General features: G+C 41.0%; 20 protein-coding genes, 1 tRNA gene and 1 other RNA gene. 19 read left to right on the plus strand and 3 right to left on the minus strand.

Going from position 1 to position 20,369, the window contains the following annotated elements; genetic code table 11:
• Position 1: 1 nt before the first annotated feature.
• The 4 genes from MTF67_RS16620 to MTF67_RS16635 all read left to right on the plus strand — a co-directional run bounded on the left by MTF67_RS16620 (position 2) and on the right by MTF67_RS16635 (position 6,256).
• Positions 2 to 77, plus strand: a tRNA-Thr gene (locus tag MTF67_RS16620).
• 398 nt (positions 78 to 475) lie between these two features.
• Positions 476 to 1,891, plus strand: coding sequence for an efflux transporter outer membrane subunit (locus MTF67_RS16625; protein WP_248520149.1), 1,416 nt, complete (start codon positions 476 to 478; stop codon positions 1,889 to 1,891).
• Positions 1,881 to 3,176, plus strand: a complete 1,296-nt coding sequence (locus MTF67_RS16630) for an efflux RND transporter periplasmic adaptor subunit (protein WP_248520151.1) — start codon at positions 1,881 to 1,883, stop codon at positions 3,174 to 3,176. Before MTF67_RS16625 ends, MTF67_RS16630 begins: the two co-directional genes overlap by 11 nt.
• Positions 3,173 to 6,256 (plus strand): efflux RND transporter permease subunit, encoded by a 3,084-nt coding sequence (locus MTF67_RS16635; RefSeq protein WP_010557864.1) that lies wholly within the window; start codon positions 3,173 to 3,175, stop codon positions 6,254 to 6,256. Before MTF67_RS16630 ends, MTF67_RS16635 begins: the two co-directional genes overlap by 4 nt.
• A gap of 158 nt (positions 6,257 to 6,414) precedes the next feature.
• Here the strand turns inward: MTF67_RS16635 and ssrS are convergent.
• Positions 6,415 to 6,597: non-coding RNA, 6S RNA (ssrS, locus tag MTF67_RS16640), on the minus strand.
• A gap of 193 nt (positions 6,598 to 6,790) precedes the next feature.
• Here ssrS and MTF67_RS16645 point away from each other — a divergent pair.
• From MTF67_RS16645 to MTF67_RS16660, 4 genes are read left to right on the plus strand one after another with little or no spacing between them, the layout of a single operon-like run.
• Positions 6,791 to 7,354, plus strand: coding sequence for a UPF0149 family protein (locus MTF67_RS16645; protein WP_008131954.1), 564 nt, complete (start codon positions 6,791 to 6,793; stop codon positions 7,352 to 7,354).
• Between the two features lie 33 nt (positions 7,355 to 7,387).
• Positions 7,388 to 8,710 carry a Xaa-Pro aminopeptidase gene (gene pepP / locus MTF67_RS16650; RefSeq protein ID WP_248520152.1) on the plus strand — a complete coding sequence of 441 codons (1,323 nt, stop codon included), beginning with the start codon at positions 7,388 to 7,390 and terminating at the stop codon, positions 8,708 to 8,710.
• Positions 8,711 to 8,725: 15 nt separating this feature from the next.
• Positions 8,726 to 9,913 carry a 2-octaprenyl-6-methoxyphenyl hydroxylase gene (gene ubiH, locus MTF67_RS16655; RefSeq protein ID WP_248520154.1) on the plus strand — a complete coding sequence of 396 codons (1,188 nt, stop codon included), beginning with the start codon at positions 8,726 to 8,728 and terminating at the stop codon, positions 9,911 to 9,913.
• Positions 9,910 to 11,076: an FAD-dependent monooxygenase gene (locus MTF67_RS16660; RefSeq protein ID WP_248520155.1), complete on the plus strand. Its 1,167-nt coding sequence runs from the start codon at positions 9,910 to 9,912 to the stop codon at positions 11,074 to 11,076. The genes ubiH and MTF67_RS16660 overlap by 4 nt, the downstream gene beginning before the upstream one ends.
• A 255-nt stretch (positions 11,077 to 11,331) precedes the next feature.
• On the opposite strand, the gene MTF67_RS16665 is transcribed toward MTF67_RS16660, so the two are convergent.
• Complete coding sequence (locus MTF67_RS16665) at positions 11,332 to 12,531, minus strand: alpha/beta hydrolase-fold protein (protein WP_248520157.1); 1,200 nt, start codon at positions 12,529 to 12,531, stop codon at positions 11,332 to 11,334.
• Between the two features lie 366 nt (positions 12,532 to 12,897).
• Here MTF67_RS16665 and rpsF point away from each other — a divergent pair, with 366 nt between their 5' ends.
• The 9 genes from rpsF (at position 12,898) to alr (ending at position 19,094) form a co-directional block, all read left to right on the plus strand.
• Positions 12,898 to 13,239: a 30S ribosomal protein S6 gene (gene rpsF / locus MTF67_RS16670; RefSeq protein ID WP_006793724.1), complete on the plus strand. Its 342-nt coding sequence runs from the start codon at positions 12,898 to 12,900 to the stop codon at positions 13,237 to 13,239.
• Positions 13,240 to 13,283: 44 nt separating this feature from the next.
• Positions 13,284 to 13,601, plus strand: a complete 318-nt coding sequence (priB, locus tag MTF67_RS16675) for a primosomal replication protein N (protein WP_006793722.1) — start codon at positions 13,284 to 13,286, stop codon at positions 13,599 to 13,601.
• A gap of 12 nt (positions 13,602 to 13,613) precedes the next feature.
• Positions 13,614 to 13,841 (plus strand): 30S ribosomal protein S18, encoded by a 228-nt coding sequence (gene rpsR / locus MTF67_RS16680; protein WP_006793721.1) that lies wholly within the window; start codon positions 13,614 to 13,616, stop codon positions 13,839 to 13,841.
• Positions 13,842 to 13,876: 35 nt separating this feature from the next.
• Entirely contained in the window at positions 13,877 to 14,329 is a 453-nt protein-coding gene (gene rplI / locus MTF67_RS16685) for a 50S ribosomal protein L9 (RefSeq protein ID WP_006793720.1), read from the plus strand.
• 230 nt (positions 14,330 to 14,559) lie between these two features.
• Positions 14,560 to 15,108 carry a sigma-70 family RNA polymerase sigma factor gene (locus tag MTF67_RS16690; RefSeq protein WP_248520159.1) on the plus strand — a complete coding sequence of 183 codons (549 nt, stop codon included), beginning with the start codon at positions 14,560 to 14,562 and terminating at the stop codon, positions 15,106 to 15,108.
• Positions 15,095 to 15,580, plus strand: coding sequence for a hypothetical protein (locus MTF67_RS16695; protein ID WP_006793718.1), 486 nt, complete (start codon positions 15,095 to 15,097; stop codon positions 15,578 to 15,580). Before MTF67_RS16690 ends, MTF67_RS16695 begins: the two co-directional genes overlap by 14 nt.
• 9 nt (positions 15,581 to 15,589) lie before the next feature.
• Positions 15,590 to 16,525, plus strand: a complete 936-nt coding sequence (locus MTF67_RS16700) for a DUF4097 family beta strand repeat-containing protein (RefSeq protein WP_248520161.1) — start codon at positions 15,590 to 15,592, stop codon at positions 16,523 to 16,525.
• Positions 16,526 to 16,635: 110 nt separating this feature from the next.
• Positions 16,636 to 18,015, plus strand: a complete 1,380-nt coding sequence (gene dnaB / locus MTF67_RS16705; protein ID WP_006793716.1) for a replicative DNA helicase — start codon at positions 16,636 to 16,638, stop codon at positions 18,013 to 18,015.
• Positions 18,015 to 19,094: an alanine racemase gene (gene alr / locus MTF67_RS16710; RefSeq protein WP_248520163.1), complete on the plus strand. Its 1,080-nt coding sequence runs from the start codon at positions 18,015 to 18,017 to the stop codon at positions 19,092 to 19,094. Before dnaB ends, alr begins: the two co-directional genes overlap by 1 nt.
• 14 nt (positions 19,095 to 19,108) lie before the next feature.
• On the opposite strand, the gene MTF67_RS16715 is transcribed toward alr, so the two are convergent.
• Positions 19,109 to 19,348 carry a DUF2960 domain-containing protein gene (locus MTF67_RS16715; RefSeq protein WP_006793714.1) on the minus strand — a complete coding sequence of 80 codons (240 nt, stop codon included), beginning with the start codon at positions 19,346 to 19,348 and terminating at the stop codon, positions 19,109 to 19,111.
• 108 nt (positions 19,349 to 19,456) lie between these two features.
• Between MTF67_RS16715 and MTF67_RS16720 the strand changes: the two genes are divergently transcribed.
• Both MTF67_RS16720 and pnuC read left to right on the plus strand, forming a co-directional pair.
• Complete coding sequence (locus MTF67_RS16720; RefSeq protein WP_006793713.1) at positions 19,457 to 19,708, plus strand: YkoF family thiamine/hydroxymethylpyrimidine-binding protein; 252 nt, start codon at positions 19,457 to 19,459, stop codon at positions 19,706 to 19,708.
• 34 nt (positions 19,709 to 19,742) lie between these two features.
• Complete coding sequence (gene pnuC / locus MTF67_RS16725) at positions 19,743 to 20,366, plus strand: nicotinamide riboside transporter PnuC (RefSeq protein WP_008131932.1); 624 nt, start codon at positions 19,743 to 19,745, stop codon at positions 20,364 to 20,366.
• Positions 20,367 to 20,369 lie beyond the last annotated feature (3 nt).

Here is a 20,369-nt window from a genome sequence, read left to right on the forward strand (position 1 = left end):
TGCCGACTTAGCTCAGCTGGTAGAGCAACTGACTTGTAATCAGTAGGTCAACCGTTCGACTCGGTTAGTCGGCACCATTTATCAACTTACTTCAATTATCAAAACACTAAATCAGTAGTCTGTACAAGTTACCCGTTCGACCCGGTTAGTCGGCACCATTTATCAACTTATTTCTATTATCAAAACACTGAATCAGTAGTCTGTATAAGTTACCCATTCGATTTGGTTAGGCTGCACTACCTCGTTTACAGCACTTTATTTTTTCCTGATAAATTAATTTTAATCTACATAAATAATGTTGTGATCTGATAGTGTTTATATTTACAAAGTTGCTGATCATTTAACTATACCTGCCGTATAACTCACTTATTAGTTCACTCATCGCTAGCTATGTAATGTTATGTAAAGTAAGTTGAGCAAAATTAGCCAAGGTGCTTGAATTACATTCATAAATAGCAGTAATTCAGGTTAAATTATGATTTGGCAATACAAGCCAACGTTATTGGCACTTAGTGTGATTCTGCTCAGTGGCTGTGCGAGTAATATAAATCCACAGGAGCGCCAACAAGCACCCAGTAATGTTCCTAAGCAGTGGCAACAACAAGCAGCAAGTTCAGTTTTGCAAGTGGATGATGAATGGTTAACGCAACTAAACACGCCATTGCTGAAAAAATATGTTAACCAAGCACTTAAAAACAATCAGCAACTATTACAAACCAGCTACGATGTTGCCATTACTAAGCAGCAACTTATTGCGTCGGGGGCAGACCTTTGGCCTAGCTTAGATTTATCTACGCGTATTAGCCGAAGTAAAGATAATCGGCCTGTTAGTTATAATAATGCTAGCTCCGTAAGCTTAAACTTAAATTATGAAGTTGACTTATGGGGCAAACTGTCAGATTCAAGACGTGAAGCTAACCTTTCATATTTAGCTCAAAAAGCGCGTTTTGAACAGGCTAAACAGCAGCTTGTTTCGGATGTTGTTCAAGGATGGTTTGATGTTGTGTCTGCACAGCAGCTACTCGATTTATATAAACGCCGTGAAGAAAATGCTAAGCAAAATCTCGATATAATTGAATCGGGTTACCGCCAAGGTATAAACGAAGCGCTCGATGTTTATTTAGCCCGCAATGAGCTAAATAACGAACGTTCACGCATAGCTACTCAATCAGCAAGCTTATCCAGTGCTGCAAGACTACTGGAGCGTTTATTAGGCGAGTACCCAAAAGGAGCAATTTCTGCAAGTAATGATTTACCGGTTATTAACACAGAAATTCCACTAGGAATTCCATCTGAACTTATTACCCGAAAGCCTGCATTACTTGCTAGTTGGTACGAGCTATTGGCTAGTGATGCGTCACTGGCTTACGCACATAAGCAACGCTTTCCGAGTTTAAACTTAACTGCTAGCTTAAGTGATAGCACAGACAGGGTGAGTGATTTGTTTTCTCCTTCAAGCCTTGCATGGTCTTTGCTAGGAAGTATTTCGGCACCTATTTTTGAGGGTGGTCGTTTACAAGCTAATGAGGAAATTGCACGCCTAAATACACAAAAGCAAGAACAGCAATATCTGCAAACTCTGTACGATGCATTTGGCGATGTAGAAAACGCGATTTCGCAGCAGCAATCTTTAAAGGCTCAATATACAAGCACACTTGAAGCGCAAAAAAATGCACTTGCTGCCGAGCAGTTATCGTTTGAGCAATATCAAAGTGGCTTAGTCACTTACACCACAGTATTGGATGCACAAGATCGCTCATTCGATGCGCAAAGTTCATTAATACAAATTAAGAATCAATTAATTGCAAATAGAATCAACCTACATGTTGCCCTTGGTGGTGATTTTGAAAAACCATCAAGCGACCTAAAGAGTAACAACGATGAAAACTAAAACAGCTAAAATTATTATTCCTGCCGCGGTTGTTGTTACCGCTCTTTTAATTGTGTTTTTTATCAAAAGTAACCCGCCAGAAGCGAGGCGTTTTGGCTCTGCACCAAAAGCAGCTATTAGCGTGTCGGTATTAGAAATTGTGCCTCAAAGCTATCAAGTAATGATAGACAGTTACGGTACAGTAAAGCCTCGTACACAAAGCTTACTTGTTGCTCAAGCATCAGGGCAAATCATCGACGTGAGTGATGAGTTTAGAGAAGGTGGTTTTTTTGAAAAAGGCGATGTGTTACTAAAGCTTGATGATAGAGATCATCAGGCGGAGGTTAAATCTGCACAAGCTAACTTACTCACAGCAGAACAAAGCTTGCTAGAAGAAAAAGCCCGCGGGCAACAAGCACTGACTGATTGGAAGCGCCTAGGTGGTTCAAGCCAAGCCAGCAGCTTGGTATTACGTGAGCCGCAATTAGCAGCTGCGCAGGCACAAGTGCTATCGGCTCAAGCTACTCTTGAAAAAGCAGAGCTTGATTTAGAGCGTACAAAGGTTGCTGCACCTTATGCTGGGCGCATACTGAGTCGCAGTGTCGATTTAGGCCAAGTAGTGAGTAACAATACCCAACTTGCCACTATTTACGCTATTGATAGCGTAGAAATTCGTTTACCAATAAAAAATAAAGACCTTTCGTTTGTAAACCTGCCAGAACAATACCGTGATGGTGTTAAAAACCAGGCCGGTTCGTTAGTCAAATTTAGCTCTGATTTAGTGGGCGAGCAAACATGGCAAGGCCAACTTGCACGCACTGAAGGCGCAATTGACGAAAACGCGCAGCAACTTTACGTGGTAGCAAAAATAGACGACCCATATAAATCAACCGAGAGTAATCAATACCCAATTAAAATAGGCCAATACATTAAGGCACAAATTGCAGGTAAAACGGTACAAAATGCGTTGATCATTCCCAACAGTACAATTTATCAAGGCACCTATGTGTACGTAGTTGAAGGTGATGTACTAAAACGTAAAGACGTTACTTTTGCATGGCAAAACGCAAACCAAGCAATGATCAAGACAGGATTAAAAGCAAACGACAAGTTGGTTATCACGCCACTTGGTCAAGTGAGTTCGGGCACTAAAGTGAGTACTTTAGGTGAAGAGCCAAAGGAAAAAAAACCTAAAGGTATGCGCCCGTCGCGAGAGCAACTTGAGCAAAAAGCAAAAGAGCTTGGTATCAGTGTTGAAGAGTTAATAAAAAAACGTCGCGCAGCCAAGCAAGGAGATAAAGCATGATTGCTTGGTTTACCAAAAACCATGTTGCTGCCAATCTATTGTTAGTAACTTTGTTGTTGTCGGGGCTATTTAGTTTATCGAGTAAAATACCACTTGAGGTGTTTCCGTCTTTCGAAACAGACATGATAAGCGTTGGTGTTAGCCTACGAGGTGCAACCCCTGAAGATGTAGAGCAGGGCGTAACAATTCGTATAGAAGAAGCGGTACAAGACCTAGAGGGTATTAAACAAATATTTAGCCGCTCGTCAGAGGGCTCAGGCTCTGTAACCATTGAGGTTGAAAGTGGTTACGATCCTCGTGAACTGTTGGCTGACATTAAAAGCCGAGTGGATGCGATTAATACGTTTCCTGGCGATGCCGAAAAACCAATTGTTGCGCTGGCTGAGCGCAAAAGAGAAGTAATAGCTGTTACTGTATCAAGTGATTACGGCGAAAAAGAAACGCGTGAATACGCAGAAACAGTACGAGATCAAATACTGCGTTTGCCTAACGTAACTCAGGTAGAGCTAAGTGGTGTACGAGACTACGAGCTAGCCATTGAAGTTAGCCAAGACACACTTCGCCAATATAACCTGAGCCTTGCGCAAATATCGAGTGCGATTGCTAATTCTAGTTCTGATATTTCTGCCGGTAACTTAAAAACAGAAGGTGGCGATGTACTGATCAGCTCAAAAGGGCAGGCTTACCGCAAAGACGAATTTGCTAGCATAGTAGTTAAAAACCAAGCCGACGGAACAATTATTCGCCTAGGTGATATTGCTACAATAAAAGACGACTTTGAAGAAACGCCAGTGCGTACCCGTTTTAATGGTAAGCAAGCTGCGTTTATAGACGTTTACCGAATTGGCCCGCAAAGCGCAATAACCGTGGCAGACGATGTTAAAAACTACATTGAAGAACAGCAGGCCACACTACCACAAGGTTTTAAACTAAGCTATTGGGATGACGATTCAGAGTTAGTTAAAAGCCGTATCGCAACCTTAACCAGTAATGCTCTACAAGGTGGCATTTTAGTTTTGGCACTGCTCACGCTATTTTTGCGCCCAGCAATTGCATTTTGGGTATTTATTGGTATTCCAGTATCATTTATGGGCGCATTTATCGCGATGCCGATATTTGGTGTAACGCTAAATATAATGAGCTTATTTGGCTTTATCTTAGTGCTCGGTATTGTAGTAGATGACGCCATAGTAACCGGCGAAAACGTGTATACCCATTTAAAAACGGCAAAATCGGGTGAGCAGGCTGCTATATTGGGTACTCAAGAAGTGGCTACTCCTGTTACCTTTGGTGTGCTGACTACGGTTGCTGCCTTTTTACCTTTAGCATTTATTGAAGGGGCACGCGGCGCCTTATTTGCGCAAATTCCGGTAGTCGTTATTCCAGTGTTATTGTTCTCGCTAATTGAATCTAAATTTGTGTTGCCTGCACATTTAAAATACATAAAATTACGCCACCAAAAAGGTGAACCATCGAAGCTTGAAGCAATTCAACAACGCTTTGCAGATGGCTTTGAAAGTGCAATTTTAAAGTATTATCAACCTATCTTAAACACTGCTTTACGCCATAAATTAGCAACGGTAAGTTTATTTGTTGGGGTATTTTTTATAATTTTGACCATGATCACCAGCGGTTGGACTAAGTTTATCTTTTTCCCACGAATTCCGAGCGAAACCGTACGGGTAAACCTAACACTGCCAACGGGTACACCGTTTGAAGTAACCAATAAATACGTGATTGATATGTCTGAAAAGGCCCAGCAATTACAAGATAAATATCGCGACCCTGACACTGGCGAAAGCGTTATTTTAAACATACTCGCCACTACAGGCGGACGCGGTGGTGTATCCAACTCTGGGGCGGTACGCTTTGAAATTACACCTGCAGAAAAGCGTGAATCAGACATAGGTTCACGCGAGCTTGCAAGTGAGTGGCGCGATTTAATAGGTGTGATCCCTGGCGCTGAAAGCTTAACATTTAGAGCTGAAATTGGTCGAAGTTCAGACCCAATAGACGTTCAATTAAGTGGCACCTCGCTAACAATACTGCAAGATGTGGCTGATAATATTAAAAACCGTTTAGCAACGTACCCAACGGTGTTTGATATTGCCGATAGTATGTCTGATGGTAAAGAAGAATTACGTATAGAGCTTACACAACAAGGTTTGGCGCTTGGTTTAAACCGTGTAAATGTGGCAGGGCAAGTGCGAAATTCGTTTTTTGGCTCGCAGGTTCAGCGTATTCAACGCGGACGAGACGACGTGCGTGTAATGGTTCGTTTACCTATTGATGAGCGCCGCTCGATAGCTGATTTACAAAATATACTAATAAATACTCCCGATGGCGGTTCTGTACCATTGTCGCATGTGGCAACGCTTACGGCAGGGCAAAGCCCATCGACCATAAACCGTATTGATCGTTACCGCACACTAAACGTGACGGCTGATATAGAAAAAAACAACACTAACATGACGGTGCTTCAAGCCGACCTCGCACAATACTTAGACGAGCTAATGCAGCAATACCCAGGGGTTGATTATAAACTTGAAGGTGAAGCTAAAGAGCAAAGAGAGTCGTTTGGCTCACTGGCTTGGGCGCTAGTGTTTGTATTTTTTATAATTTATGCGCTATTAGCTATTCCGTTTAAGTCATACATGCAACCAATTATTGTTATGAGTGTTATTCCATTTGGCATGATTGGCGCAGTAGTAGGGCACTGGATAATGGGTATGGATTTAACCATTATGAGCCTACTAGGCATGCTTGCGTTAATAGGCGTCGTAGTGAACGATTCGCTTGTGCTGGTTGACTTTATTAATAAAAAACGTAGCGAAGGTGGCGATTTAATAGAGGCAGTTAAACTTGCTGGTGCATCGCGCTTTCGACCAGTTATGCTCACCAGTTTAACCACTTTTATAGGTTTAATGCCGCTGCTGTTTGAAAAAGCCACACAAGCGCAGTTTTTAATACCTATGGCGGTAAGTTTAGGGTTTGGGATTATTTTTGCGACCTTTATTACTTTATTACTAGTACCAGTCAATTATATGTTGATGGAACGATTTCAAGGCTGGTTTAAATAATACAAAAACGTGTTGATACAAAAGCTGTAGGTATTTAATTGCCTGCAGCTTTTTTGTTTTTAGCTATGCAAAATTGAAAGTTATTTAAGGCGTTAGATGGATATACGTGGATATATAAAGAGGTTTGAGTGTGCGTGTTAAAACGCGAGTAGATAATGGTGTTCCCCAAGATACGGTACTCGGTTTCAGTCCTGAAACCAGAAGGTTTCAGGGCGGGAATCTGCGGTTTACCGTAGGCTTCTCGGTACATGCCAAGCTTGCACAATAGTAAACGAACAGAAACCCTGGTATAAAATTTATCGGCTCAGGGACTTAACCCAGCTCCAGTACCCCAGGGAACAAATTAAGTATATAAGACATATGCCAATCCTTAAACCCAAAACGTAAAAAATTAAGTCGTTCGCTTAGTTTTCCCACACCTTTAACTCGCTGTTTACTTTATTGCGTAGTTTTTGAGCGTGATCATACAATTAATTGGAGTTGCTTTTTATCGAGTGGTAGCATTGCTTTAACTAGCAAAGCGAAGGCTTGATTATGAACGATTTACCAGATTACGAAAAAGCTCAACTACTTTTAGAAAAAAACGAAATATTTGTTTCTCCTGCCGAAGCGCATGGTGTTATTAGTGGTTTATTAGCATGTGGACTAAGTATTGACGACAAGGAGTACCTAGGCCTTTTAAGCGATGTATTCAACGATGGTGAATCGTTCGGTAATGGTTTAAAAGCATTTTTTGGTACTATTTATAAGCAAGTTGTTGCAAGCTTTAATGATGAAGAGTTTCAGTTTGACTTATTTTTACCAAGTGATGACGAGACACTCATCGATCAGGCTAATGGCCTCGTATCATGGGTATCGGGATTTATGCTTGGTTTTGGTTTAAAGCAAAAAGATTACGGTAAGCTGTCGGCTGACGTGAAAGAAGTAATTAGCGACTTTAGCGAAATAACACGCCTAGATACCACTTTCGAAGAAACCGAAGAAGATGCTAACGCACTTCACGAAGTTATTGAATATGTACGTGTATCGGCACTACTTTGTTTTGCTGAGCTAGGTAAAGAGCAAAGCAGCCAAAGTGATAAAAAAACGCTTCATTAAACTTAATTAAAAAGTACAACGGGTTAGCTAATAATGGTTGAAATAAAAAAGTCAGAGTTTAAAGCACGCAGAGAACGCTTACTTGCACAAATGGACGATAACAGCATTGCGCTTATTCCGGCTGCTAGCGAAGTAACGCGAAGCCGTGATACTGACTATGCTTTTAGACAAGACAGCGACTTTTTTTATTTAACCGGTTTTAACGAACCCGATGCTGTATTGGTGCTTTGTAACAACAGCGATACACCCAGCACCCTATTTTGCCTTGATAAAGACAAATTAGCCGAAATTTGGCATGGCCGACGTGTTGGTTTTGATAAAGCCAAAAGCGACTACTTATTTGACGAGGCTTACCCATTAAGTGATTTAGAAGAGCAACTGCTTGAGCTACTAAATGGTAAAAATGCGATTTATTTTGCACAAGGCGCTTATGATTCATTTGATAGTAAAGTGTTTACGCTTTTAGGTACACTTCGTAGCGGGGCTCGCAAAGGCCTTAAAGCACCGAGTACGTTAAAAGAAATTCGCGGCCTTATCCATGAAATGCGTTTGTTTAAATCGCCAAGCGAAATAGAGGTAATGCGCAAAGGCTGTGAAATTAGCGCCCGTGGCCACATGCGAGCTATGCGTTTTTCACATGCAGGGGCAACTGAGTTTCAATTAGAAGCAGAGCTTCATCATCATTACGCAATGAACGGCGCACCTCATCCGGCTTACGGCACAATTGTAGGTAGCGGCGATAACGCTAATATTCTGCATTACACGCAAAATAGTGATGTGCTTAAAAATGGCGATCTAGTACTTATTGATTCAGGTTGTGAGCTACAAGGCTACGCAGCCGATATAACGCGTACATTTCCGGTAAATGGCCAGTTTAGTGAAGAACAAGCCGCGCTTTATAATATTGTTCTTAACGCACAACTGGCTGCCTTTGAAGAAATTAAACCCGGTGGTTACCTGTCCCACGCTAATAAATTAGCAATGGAAGTACTAACGCAAGGCTTACTTGACTTAGGTATTTTAACTGGCGACTTTACTGAACTAATGGCGCAACAAGCCTGTAAAGAATATTACATGCACGGCCTTGGGCATTGGCTGGGGTTAGACGTGCATGATGTCGGTGATTATAAAATAAATAACGTTGAGCGAGCATTTGAGCCTGGTATGGTTTTAACCATAGAGCCAGGACTTTATATAAGCGAAGACTCAAACGCGCCACAAAAGTACAAAGGTATTGGTATTCGTATAGAAGATAATTTACTCGTTACCGAGTCAGGCCATGAAAACCTTACTTTAAGCGTGCCTAAAAGCATTAGCGATATTCAAGCACTTATGCAACAAACTACAAGCGCATAACGGGTGGAGAGCACAATGGCTAAGCAGTTTGATGTTGTAGTAATTGGTGGTGGTTTAGTTGGCGCAAGTTGCGCACTTAGTATTGCTAAAATAAACCCCTCAATAAACATTGCCGTGGTAGAAGCAAGCCAAGTAACCGATGAATACCATCCAAGCTTTGACGACAGAAGTATTGCGCTTGCTCAGCAATCAGTAGAGTATTTACAAACACTTAATTTATTTGATCAAAATGCTCCTTACACCTCTGCTATTAAAAAAGTGAGCGTGTCTGATAGAGGTCATTTTGGTAAAACCCATATTCAAAGCACTGAATTTGCAAAACCTTCTTTAGGGTATGTAGTTGAAGTTAATCCATTTGGGCGCGCGCTTCATCAGCGGTTAGTGCAATCAAGCATTCGCTTATTTTGCCCTGATAGCGTAATCGAAATAAAACAAACGTTACATAGCAACGCACTGACTTTGCAAAGTGGCGAACAACTTAATGCCAAGCTAATTATTGTAGCCGATGGCGTGCAATCTCCTACACGCCAATTGCTGGGCCTTAATTTTAATACTCAGCCTTATGAGCAAGGCGCTATTATTGCCAATATAGAAGTAGCCGAAGGGCATAATAACCATGCCTTTGAACGTTTTACTCAGCATGGCCCTATGGCACTATTACCGATGAGCAATAACCGCTATTCATTGGTGTGGTGTATGGAAAAAGAGCAAATTAATTCATACATGGACTTAAATGAAATCGAGTTTTTAAGTGCATTACAATCAGCCTTTGGTTACCGCGCAGGGCAATTTGTTAAAGTGGGTATGCGCGCAAGCTACCCGCTGGTATATGGACAAGCCGAATCGTTAATAGCTCATCGAACGGTGGTTATTGGTAATGCTGCTCATGCTATTCATCCCATTGCAGGGCAAGGCTTTAATTTAGGCCTGCGTGATGTACAAGTACTGAGTGATTTAATTGCCAATAGCCCTAATGAGTTAGGGAGCTATGCGTTTACACGCGAGTATGGTCAGTTACGCTGCCAAGATATAAAAACAGTGATGACCTTAACAGATACCTTAGTAAGGTTGTTTTCAAATTCATCTCGAGTATTAGCGCTTGGGCGAAGCATTGGCTTGTTTTCAATGGATTTATTCCCCGCATTAAAAGCTCCGTTAGCAAAACAACTAATGGGGCAAGTTAAACAAGGTTCACGTTTATGAAGCAAACACAGGTGTGTATTGTTGGTGGTGGTTGCGTGGGGCTAACGTTAGCCCTTGGCCTAGCTAAGGCTAATATTAGTGTCGTGGTACTCGATGCAGCATCAACACAAGCCCCTCCAACTGATGAATACGGTTTACGTGTAAGTGCACTTAGTATTGCAAGCCAAACGTTATTAGAGCAATTAAACGTTTGGCCTGAAATTATTGCTCAGCGTGCATGTGCATATACCCATATGGATGTTCGCGATGCCGACAGCTTTGGTAAAATAACCTTTAATAACAAACAACTTGAGCTCGACCATTTAGGTCATATAGTTGAAAACGATATTATTCGCTTTGCACTTATTAAACAGTTAGAGCAGCAAAGCAATGCTACGCTAATGTTTGATACCGAATACCAGCAAATACACCAAAGTGAATCAGACGTATTTGTAACCCTTAAAAGCGGCGAGCCTATTATTGCTAAGCTGCTGGTGGCGGCTGATGGCGCAAATTCAGCTATTCGTAAACAATTTAATATGGCGCTGACCTTTAAAGATTACGATCACCATGCATTGGTTGCTACAGTAAAAACAAAAGAGCCACACGCAAATACTGCGCGACAAGTGTTTTTACCTACGGGGCCATTGGCATTTTTACCACTAAGCGATGACAATACTCATTCTATTGTGTGGTCTACCAGCCCTAACCATTGCGATGAATTACTGGCAATGGACGACAACGACTTTAATAAAGCCGTAATGGCTGCCATAGACGGTCAATGCGGCTTGTGTGAAGTGCAAAGTAAACGCGTAGCATTTCCACTTAAAATGCGTTACGCCCAGCAATGGGTAAGCGGCAAAGTGGTATTAATGGGCGATGCAGCGCACACCATTCACCCATTGGCAGGGCTGGGTATGAACCTAGGCCTAAAAGACGCCGCGTATTTAATTGAGTTACTCACAAGTGATAGTAAAGAATTTGCCAGCACGCGCACACTTCGTGATTACGAGCGTACACGCAAGCTCGACGCGCAAAAGCACATAGCCATGATGCAAGGGCTAAAAGAGTTATTTGAAGGTGCTAACCCAGTTAAAAAGCTAATACGTGGAGTCGGGCTGTCACTCGTTGATAACCTAGGCCCAATAAAACACCTATTCGCCAAAGAAGCGATAGGGAAGTGATAAAGACAAGCGGTTAGTTTTTTAGCTGTCAGTTTTTAGCAAAGAAAAACCGATGTTTAGTTTAAACATCGGTTTTTTATTTTAAGTGGCTTTATACAGATTAAAAGCTGCTCTTTTTTACGCGAGCAAGCTCTGCGTCTTCATGCAAAGTTTAACACTAAGCTTAATTTTACCTGTAGGCGTGCAGCTTGGCGGCGCGAGGAGCATAGCTCGTAATTACTATCGTTAGTTAAAAAGCGCTTTGCGTAAAATTAGTTACAAATTGGCTTGGGCTTCATTCACCATATCTTGTAGTGCATCAATTAACAGTGGGTCGCGCGAGTTTTGTTTAGCAAGTTTTAGTGCGTGTTTCATACTGGTAACAGCTTCTTTAAATTGTTTGTCAGCTGTGTACCCTTGTGATAATCGCATGTGGGAGTAGGCTGCATTTGGGTAATCGCGAGTAAAGTGTTTAAGCGTCGTTATCGCTTTTTTAGTATTGCCAAATTTTTGCTGGCTATGGGCAAATTCTACGTACACATCTTGTGGAATTTTAAGCTCAAATCCGTACTTATCGCTCAGTGCTTGGTAGTAACCGGTAATAAGCGATACATCAGCAAATTTTCCATGCTCGTCTGTTACTTTAAATATTAGGTCGCTAAACAAGTGAATCAGGCTATCGCTAATTGCTGGAAGTATGGTGCCCATATGACTAAAAGTAGGGTAATGCTTATATTCCCACTTTAGCTGTGTGGGCATTTGTTGTTCTAAATTTACTAACGTATTTAATGCGCCTGTATAAAAACGTGCGCCTTCACTCGCTACACTAATAAATAACTCTTGAGCACCTTTAGGGTTTTTAGTGTATTTAATAATATTATTTTTTAACTCTTCGTCACTCCACCAACTATTTGGGCTAATAGCTATGTAGTTGTTAAACAATTCAGGCTGATTAACTAAAGTATAAAGCGCTAATGTACCAGCGTTAGAGTGACCAATTAAAGTGTTGTAGCCGTTAGTTGAGTAATTATTGCTTATGTATGGCATGAGTTCATCAGACACAAACTTTAAAAATTTGTCGGTTTGCCCAGCGTCAGGCCATTTATTTTTAACAAAGGTTTGAAACTCCGTTTTAGGCTCACCCTCTACTTTAGGTAAGTAATCACGAACTCGGTTAGTTGTATCAATAGCTACAAGCATGGCATTAGGTATTTGCTCGTAATCAACAAGGGATTTTATAACGCCAGACACCGTATGAAAGTGCTCAACACCATCAAGTAAATAAATAACATAAAGCGGCTGGTCGTCTTTTACAGTGTCAGGTCTGAAGATGCTGATTGGCCTATCTTCGTTAAGTATTTTTGATTGTAGAATAACTTTTTTACCAACGGTTATGTCGGTTGTAGCGGTGTTTGAATAGCTAAAAAAAGAGGTGCTAAAAGTAAGTATCAAGGCAAGCGATAATAAGAGCTTCATAAATATCCTTATTTAATAATGTGTTGCTTAATAATTGCACGGCTTTAGGCTTGAGTAAACGTTTATATTTTAGGAGCACATACAGGGCTTTATTAATTAAAAGCTTTGATTTTTTTGTGCGAGCAAGCTCAGCGACTTCCAAAAAAACGAAGGCACTTACTTTCAATTTACTTATTGATAGCGGGGCATCGAGTACCATCACCCAATAGCTTTAACACTTATCTATTAAAGCTTAAAAAACCTGCTTGCTTAATTATCCTACTAAGCGTAAAATGCGCGCTCATTTCGGCTTTTAAACTATTAATTCCTTGCCTTAAACCGACCGGCCGAAACGGTAGAAGGCTCTATTAACCGTAAGGAATATCCATGCGTCATTACGAAATCGTATTCATGGTTCACCCAGATCAGAGTGAGCAAGTTGCTGGTATGATCGAACGTTATACTGGTTCTATCACTGAAGCTGGTGGTTCAATCCACCGTCTTGAAGATTGGGGCCGTCGTCAATTGGCTTACCCAATTAACAAGCTTCATAAAGCTCATTATGTTCTTATGAACGTTGAAGCACCTACTGAAGTAATCAGCGAGCTAGAAACTACTTTCCGCTACAACGATGCAGTGCTTCGTAACTTAGTTATCCGCACTAAATCTGCAGTAACTGAAGCGTCTCCTCTTGCAAGAGAAGAGAAGAAAGAAGCACCAGCTGCTTAATTGTTTTGAGTCCAAGCATGGCGTTTAACTGGCGGTAAATATAAATGGTTAGCCCTTTTATGAATCAGCTGGTTTTATCTGGGGTAGTTTGTAAAACACCCAAGTTAAGCCAAAGCCCTGCTGGCATCCCGCATTGCATTTTTGTTTTAGAACATAAATCGATGCAAACCGAAGCAGACCTTAACCGTAATAGTTATGTAAAGCTTCAGGTTGTTGCCAGTGGAAAGCAAATGCAACAACAGACTCAACATTTGCACGTTGGGCAGGCATTGCAAGTGAGTGGTTTTTTAAATCGCCACGAAGGTCGTAACGGCCTTAGCCAATTGGTTTTGCATGCTCAGCATATAGAAAGAATTATTTGAGGAATTAATCTCATGGCACGTTATTTCAGACGTCGTAAGTTCTGCCGCTTTAAAGCGGAAGGCGTACAACAAATCGATTACAAAGATCTAGCTACTCTTAGAAACTATGTTACAGAAAGTGGCAAAATCGTACCTAGCCGTATTACAGGTACTAGCGCTAAATTCCAGCGCCAGCTAGCAACTGCTATTAAGCGTGCTCGCTACTTAGCCCTTCTTCCATACACTGACTTACATAAGTAAGCAGCGGATTAACAGTTTTTAAAAGGTGTAGAAACATGCAAGTTATTCTACTAGATAAGATCGCTAACCTAGGTAGCCTAGGTGAACAGGTTGTAGTTAAATCTGGTTTCGCACGTAACTTCCTTTTCCCTCAAGGTAAGGCAGTTCCTGCGACTAAAGCTAACATTGAAACGTTTGACGCTCGTCGTGCAGAACTTGAAGCGAAAATCGCTGAACAGTTAGTTGCTGCACAAGCACGCGCTGAAAAACTAGAAGCATTAGCAGAAGTTACTTTAGTATCTAAAGCTGGTGACGAAGGTAAGTTATTCGGTTCAATCGGTACTCGTGACATCGCTGACGCTATCTCAGCTGTTGGTGTTGAAGTTGCTAAGTCAGAAGTTCGTTTGCCTCTAGGTACTATCCGTGAGACTGGTGAATTTGACGTATCAATTTCTGTTCACACAGACGTAACGGCTACTATCAAAGTAATCGTAATCGCTGAAGCTTAATTTTTAATTAAGCGACAAAAGCCGTGCTTTTAGCACGGCTTTTTTGTGCCTAAAATTCAGTGTTTATATTATTAATGTGGTAAAGCCTCCTAATACTCTTCTTATTTAGAATTAAATTCTTTAAATTTATTTTCATTTCATTCAAACCTTTTACCGCTGTTATTGCGTCTAACTTATCAATACACTTGAAATGGTACCAATACCATAATAATTAAAAGGTGATATCACGGATGTTACACGTTAACCCTGATCAACCCGCTGAATGCGAAAATGCATTGATTGAGCGCGTAAAGTCGGGTGATCAAAGTGCATACACAATACTTTACCAATTGCATATTAAACGCGTTTACGGTTTGTGCTTGCGCTTATTAGCTGATCAGTCGCACGCTGAAGATGCTGCGCAAGAAGTATTTGTTCAGGTGTGGCACAAAATAGCAATGTTTGATGGTCGTTCGCAGTTTTCTACTTGGTTATACAGTGTGGCGAGTAATATTGCGATTAACTACTTACGTAAACAAAAAAACTGGGTACAAAAAGTCGTTAGCATTGAACAAGACGGTATGGATGAGCAATCGGCTAAAGACTGTAAAGGCTTAAACGGCTTAGATAAGCTAATTGTTAGGTTACCTGAGCGCGCACGCATGGTGTTTGTATTGTTTGCAGTAGAAGGTTATCGACATGAAGAAATAGCAGAGCAGTTGGGTATTGCCGTTGGATCAAGCAAATCACAATATCATCGAGCAAGGCAGTTATTACAAGAGTGGTATGAAAATGAATAAACCAAACTTTGACGACTTTTTAGATAAATCATTAAACACGCTTGATAAAGAGATAACGCCACAAAAAGATCTGTGGGCAGGCATAGAAAGAGCCATTGTAAATACCAATGAGCCTGAGCAATCAGCCGTTACTTTATGGCCAAAGTTAAGCGCAATTGCGGCATGTACCGTTGCTGCACTAGTGGCGCTCAATATGTTTGTAATCAACCCTAAACCACAACCGGTTGTGGCCATAAGTGACTATTTTGCGCAGCAAAAGCAAAGCTTACTGGTGCAGTATAAAAATCAAGACGCCCTAACCGATAATTGGCAAACACAATTACAAGAGCTTGAGGAGGCAGAGTATGCCATTAAGCAAGCACTTAAAAACGAACCCCAAAACCAGGCATTGCTAACAATGTTAGCGCAGATTTATCAACAACAACTTGATTTGATTAATAAGGTGCATGCACCTCGTTGGCAAAGTATTTAGGAGAAAAACATGAAAGCAATTTTACTAGGATTAAGCTTATTTCCACTTGCTGTACTTGCAGGGGAAAAAATTGATAAACAAATAGAGGTGCCAAAAGAGGGTACTGTTTTTATTGAGAATCAGCGTGGTGATGTAAGTATTGCTGGTTGGGATAAAAGCGAGTTTAAAGTAGTGGGCGAGCTTGACGATAAGGCAGAAGGTTTTGAGCTTGAAACAAGAGGCGACAATACATATTTTGTTGTGAAAATGCCACGTAAAATGGGCTGGGGCAGTAATGGCGATGGCTCTAAACTAACTATTTTTATGCCGCATAGCAGCGCATTAGACTTTCGTGGTGTTAATGTATCGGTAATAGCTAAAGCACTTAAAAATGGTGCAGAAGTAAATGTGGTTAATGGTGAAATTACCGCACAAAATTTAGCAGGTAATATTAAGCTAACCAGCGTTAACGGTGATGTGAATGCACAAAGCCTGAGCGGTAATATTCAATTTGAAACGGTAAATGGCGAAATAAATGATGAACAGTCTAATGGTGAGTTGCGCTTTAGCGCTGTGAATGGTGATATTAAGTCGTCATCAAGCGCGAGCGATGTTCGTCTTGAAAATGTGAACGGTGACATAAACTTTAAGCTGGCTAGCATCAAAAACCTACGTATAAACACTGTAAATGGTGAAGCTGAAGTTCGTATTGGTGAGTTGCTAGACAGTGCAGATGTACGTTTCGAATCGGTAAGTGGCGATGCAGAATTTTTCTTCCCTACTAATGTATCGGCTAAATTTGAGATTGAAGCCCATGCCAATGGCAAAATTATTAATGAGCTTAGCAATGACAAAGTAAAAAAAGCCAAATATGGCCCAGCCAGTGAGCTTGAGTTTGTTATTAATGGCGGCAATGCAGACGTTGAAATGGATACTATAAGTGGCCGTATTGAGCTTAAAAAGTAAATCGTAAACTTTTGAGTTACAAAAAGCAGGAAAAGATTTCCTGCTTTGCTATTTGCACAACCCCGGCAAGTCGATAGAATAGAGCCATTCAATTTTAGTACTGTGAAGTTATGGCCAAACCAGATAAGCAAGTCGATACCCTTAAAGTTCCTCCCCATTCAATAGAAGCTGAACAATCTGTTTTAGGTGGCTTAATGCTTGATAACCAAGCATATGACCGCGTAGCCGAACTTGTTGTATCTCAAGATTTTTATACTCGCACGCACAAGCTGATTTTTGAAGCAATGACAGAGCTTGCAGAGTTGGGTGATCCAATCGATTTAATTACGATTTCTGAAAGCCTTGAAAAAAATAATAAACTGGCAGGAATTGGTGGTTTTGCTTACTTAGCCGAAATAGCCAAAAATACACCGAGTGCCGCTAATATCGATGCATACGCTAATATTGTGCGAGAGCGTGCGGTTGTGCGTGAAATGATTGGTGTAGCAAATGAAATAGCCGAGGCTGGTTTTAATACCGAAGGGCGCACAAGCCATGACTTATTAGATTTTGCCGAGAGTAAAGTATTTAAAATTGCTGAGCAGCGTTCAAAAAGCACCGAAGGCCCGCAAAGCATACACAACATACTCGAAAAAACCGTTGATAAAATAGAAGAGCTATACCAATCTCCGCAAGATGGTGTAACAGGCGTAAGTACCGGCTATGCTGACTTAGATAAAATGACCACAGGTTTACAGCCTTCTGATTTAATTATTGTAGCCGCGCGTCCTTCAATGGGTAAAACTACCTTTGCGATGAACCTTGCAGAGCATGCGGCAATGACACAAGACAAGCCTGTGCTTATTTACTCATTAGAGATGCCCTCTGAGCAAATCATGATGAGGATGCTGGCATCACTTGGTCGTATTAACCAAACTAAGGTACGTACTGGTCAGCTAGACGATGATGATTGGGCGCGTCTTTCATCAACCATGGGCTTGTTGATGGAAAAAGGTAAAATGTATGTTGATGATGCATCAGGGTTAACACCTACCGATGTTCGCTCACGTGCACGTCGTATTGCGCGCGATCATGGTGGTATCAGTATGATCATGGTTGATTACCTTCAGCTTATGCGTGTGCCGAGCTTATCGGATAACAGAACCCTTGAAATTGCAGAAATTTCACGCTCTCTTAAGTCACTAGCAAAAGAATTAAAATGTCCGGTTGTTGCGCTTTCGCAGCTAAACCGTACGCTTGAGCAACGTGCTGATAAACGCCCAATTAACTCAGATTTACGTGAATCTGGTTCGATAGAGCAGGATGCCGATTTAATCATGTTTATATACCGTGATGAAGTCTACAACGAAGACAGTACTGAAAAAGGCATCGCCGAAATAATCATAGGTAAACAGCGTAACGGTCCAATTGGTAAAGTGCGCTTGACGTTCCAAGGGCAGTTTTCTCGCTTTGATAACTACGCAGGTCCTGCGATGGATGACGAGTATTAATGCGCTTAGCTACTGCTGAAATTAATTTAACGGCACTTGCGCATAATTTAGCGCAGGTAAAGCGTTTTGCACCAAACAGTAAAGTTATGGCGGTATTAAAAGCCAATGCTTATGGCCATGGTTTGGTTAAAATTGCACAACATTTAAATGATGCAGACGCATTTGCAGTAGCACGTATAGATGAAGCTTTAGCACTTCGTGCTGGCGGATTAACAAAACCGATTGTGTTACTTGAAGGCTTTTTTAATAAAGACGATTTACCTATTTTATTGGCCAATAACTTTCAAACTATTATTCATGATGAGTATCAGCTTGCCGCTTTGGAAGAGGCTGAGCTTGAAGCGCCTTTATTGTGCTGGCTTAAAGTAAATACTGGCATGCATCGCCTGGGTATTGCCCCAGAGCAGTTTGATGAATTTTATAAGCGCCTGCAAAAAACACCCAATGCCAATAACACCGTTAATTTAATGACCCACTTTGCATGCGCGGACGATATCAATAACACCAAGACAGCACAGCAAATTTCACAGTTTGACTGCCTAGTAAATAATATTAACCAAGCACATTGCTTATCTAACTCGGCAGGCATTATTGCTTGGCCGAATGCTCATGGCGATTGGGTGCGTCCTGGTTTAATGCTATATGGGGTATCACCTATGGCAAACGCATTAGGTGAGCAGCATCAGCTTAAACCCGTTATGCGTTTAACGACACGTGTTATAGCAGTGCGCCATGTTCCAGCTAACGAGGCCGTAGGATATGGTGGGCGTTGGAAAAGCCATAAAGCGACTAAGTTAGCTGTGGTTGCTATGGGATATGGTGACGGTTACCCGCGACATGCAAAAGAGGGTACACCAGTGGTTATTGGCAAGCAGCGCTATGGTATTGTGGGTAGTGTGGCAATGGATATGATTAGCGTAGACATAGGCCAAAACGAGCACAACATAAAAGTAGGCGACAGAGTCACAATGTGGGGCCCAGAGCTACCAGTAGAAGAAATAGCACAGTGCGCCGATACCATTCCTTACGAGCTTTTGTGTAATATTACACCGCGCGTAAGTTATGAGTATCAGCCATAATTAAATAGTGGTAATTACTCTTTAATAAAGTAAATATCACTAAAGCCCATGCGGGCAAATTCTTGATCACGAAAGTTACGAACAGAAGCTGACCCTTTAGAGGTCATTTCTATTTGCTGTACCATGCTTAAGTAATTCGTTAAATCAATGCCTTCGGCAGCAGCAATTGCTTGATACATGTCGTGGTATTTATCTTTAGCAAAATTTATTTCGCGTGGTTGGTTTTTAAATTTATAGGTTATTCTGCGTGCCATATTACGCTCATTGTAATTGAGTATTAAAGCGATTTTACACTGTATTTAGTAGCGGCTCTAGCATTGAATGACACGATATAACTAGGCACTCAAACCATAGGGTTAATAATGAAATTATCAGTAGAGATTAGTAAGTACCCACTTCACCAAGATTACATTCCTTTTATCAAAGGCTTTATTGATCGATTAAACGAATACGATGGTTTAAAAGTGATTACTAATACACTATCGACACAAATTTTTGGCGATTATGATTTAGTGATGCAAGTACTCAATACCGAAATTAAACGTTCATACGAAGAGTTTGGCAAAGCTATTTTTGTGTGTAAGTTTTTGTCTGGCGATTTATCGCCTCAGTAGTTTTTTCGCCACAATTTAACGGTAACAGCACACTATGGAATTTATAACAAAAACGTTAAGCGGTTTTACTGCCATGTCGCACTGGGAATATATTGCGGTTGTGTTATCAATTGCTTATTTATTGTTGGCGATAAAAGAAAGCCTGTGGTGCTGGCCTGCTGCGTTTTTTAGTACGCTAATTTATACTATTATGTATTGGAATGGCGCATTGCTAATGGAGTCATTACTCAACTTTTATTACATGTATATGGCTGTATTTGGCTGGGTTGTGTGGCGAAAAGGCAAAGCTAATAATAACAACCTGAGTATTAGTTCTTGGTCTATGGAACGTCATGCGCTTTTAATCATACTTACCTCTATTGCGGCAACAGGCATTGGGTATTTTATGACTAACTATACACATGCTGATTTTGCCTACCTCGATAGCTTTACAACCTGTTTTGCCGTTGTGACGACTTACTTAGTTGCCAAAAAAATCCTTGAAAACTGGTTGTATTGGATAGTCATAGACGCAGCGTCTATGTATTTATATTACGAAAAAGGCTACTACCCAACATTAGCGCTTTTTGTATTTTACACCATTATGGCAGGGTGGGGATTTAAAACCTGGTATGAAGAATACGAGCAAAGCCAAGCTAAGCCACTCGCACAGCTTTAATTT

It is taken from the genome of Pseudoalteromonas sp. 2CM32C (assembly GCF_023161925.1).
Classification (GTDB): domain Bacteria; phylum Pseudomonadota; class Gammaproteobacteria; order Enterobacterales; family Alteromonadaceae; genus Pseudoalteromonas; species Pseudoalteromonas marina.

Excerpts from the sequence above, each read along its gene's own strand:
- MTF67_RS16625 (WP_248520149.1), top strand. The coding sequence starts at position 476 with ATGATTTGGCAATACAAGCCAACGTTATTGGCACTTAGTGTGATTCTG.
- MTF67_RS16630 (WP_248520151.1), top strand. The coding sequence starts at position 1,881 with ATGAAAACTAAAACAGCTAAAATTATTATTCCTGCCGCGGTTGTTGTT.
- MTF67_RS16635 (WP_010557864.1), top strand. The coding sequence starts at position 3,173 with ATGATTGCTTGGTTTACCAAAAACCATGTTGCTGCCAATCTATTGTTA.
- MTF67_RS16645 (WP_008131954.1), top strand. The coding sequence starts at position 6,791 with ATGAACGATTTACCAGATTACGAAAAAGCTCAACTACTTTTAGAAAAA.
- pepP (WP_248520152.1), top strand. The coding sequence starts at position 7,388 with ATGGTTGAAATAAAAAAGTCAGAGTTTAAAGCACGCAGAGAACGCTTA.
- ubiH (WP_248520154.1), top strand. The coding sequence starts at position 8,726 with ATGGCTAAGCAGTTTGATGTTGTAGTAATTGGTGGTGGTTTAGTTGGC.
- MTF67_RS16660 (WP_248520155.1), top strand. The coding sequence starts at position 9,910 with ATGAAGCAAACACAGGTGTGTATTGTTGGTGGTGGTTGCGTGGGGCTA.
- MTF67_RS16665 (WP_248520157.1), bottom strand. The coding sequence starts at position 12,531 with ATGAAGCTCTTATTATCGCTTGCCTTGATACTTACTTTTAGCACCTCT.
- rpsF (WP_006793724.1), top strand. The coding sequence starts at position 12,898 with ATGCGTCATTACGAAATCGTATTCATGGTTCACCCAGATCAGAGTGAG.
- priB (WP_006793722.1), top strand. The coding sequence starts at position 13,284 with ATGGTTAGCCCTTTTATGAATCAGCTGGTTTTATCTGGGGTAGTTTGT.
- rpsR (WP_006793721.1), top strand. The coding sequence starts at position 13,614 with ATGGCACGTTATTTCAGACGTCGTAAGTTCTGCCGCTTTAAAGCGGAA.
- rplI (WP_006793720.1), top strand. The coding sequence starts at position 13,877 with ATGCAAGTTATTCTACTAGATAAGATCGCTAACCTAGGTAGCCTAGGT.
- MTF67_RS16690 (WP_248520159.1), top strand. The coding sequence starts at position 14,560 with ATGTTACACGTTAACCCTGATCAACCCGCTGAATGCGAAAATGCATTG.
- MTF67_RS16695 (WP_006793718.1), top strand. The coding sequence starts at position 15,095 with ATGAAAATGAATAAACCAAACTTTGACGACTTTTTAGATAAATCATTA.
- MTF67_RS16700 (WP_248520161.1), top strand. The coding sequence starts at position 15,590 with ATGAAAGCAATTTTACTAGGATTAAGCTTATTTCCACTTGCTGTACTT.
- dnaB (WP_006793716.1), top strand. The coding sequence starts at position 16,636 with ATGGCCAAACCAGATAAGCAAGTCGATACCCTTAAAGTTCCTCCCCAT.
- alr (WP_248520163.1), top strand. The coding sequence starts at position 18,015 with ATGCGCTTAGCTACTGCTGAAATTAATTTAACGGCACTTGCGCATAAT.
- MTF67_RS16715 (WP_006793714.1), bottom strand. The coding sequence starts at position 19,348 with ATGGCACGCAGAATAACCTATAAATTTAAAAACCAACCACGCGAAATA.
- MTF67_RS16720 (WP_006793713.1), top strand. The coding sequence starts at position 19,457 with ATGAAATTATCAGTAGAGATTAGTAAGTACCCACTTCACCAAGATTAC.
- pnuC (WP_008131932.1), top strand. The coding sequence starts at position 19,743 with ATGGAATTTATAACAAAAACGTTAAGCGGTTTTACTGCCATGTCGCAC.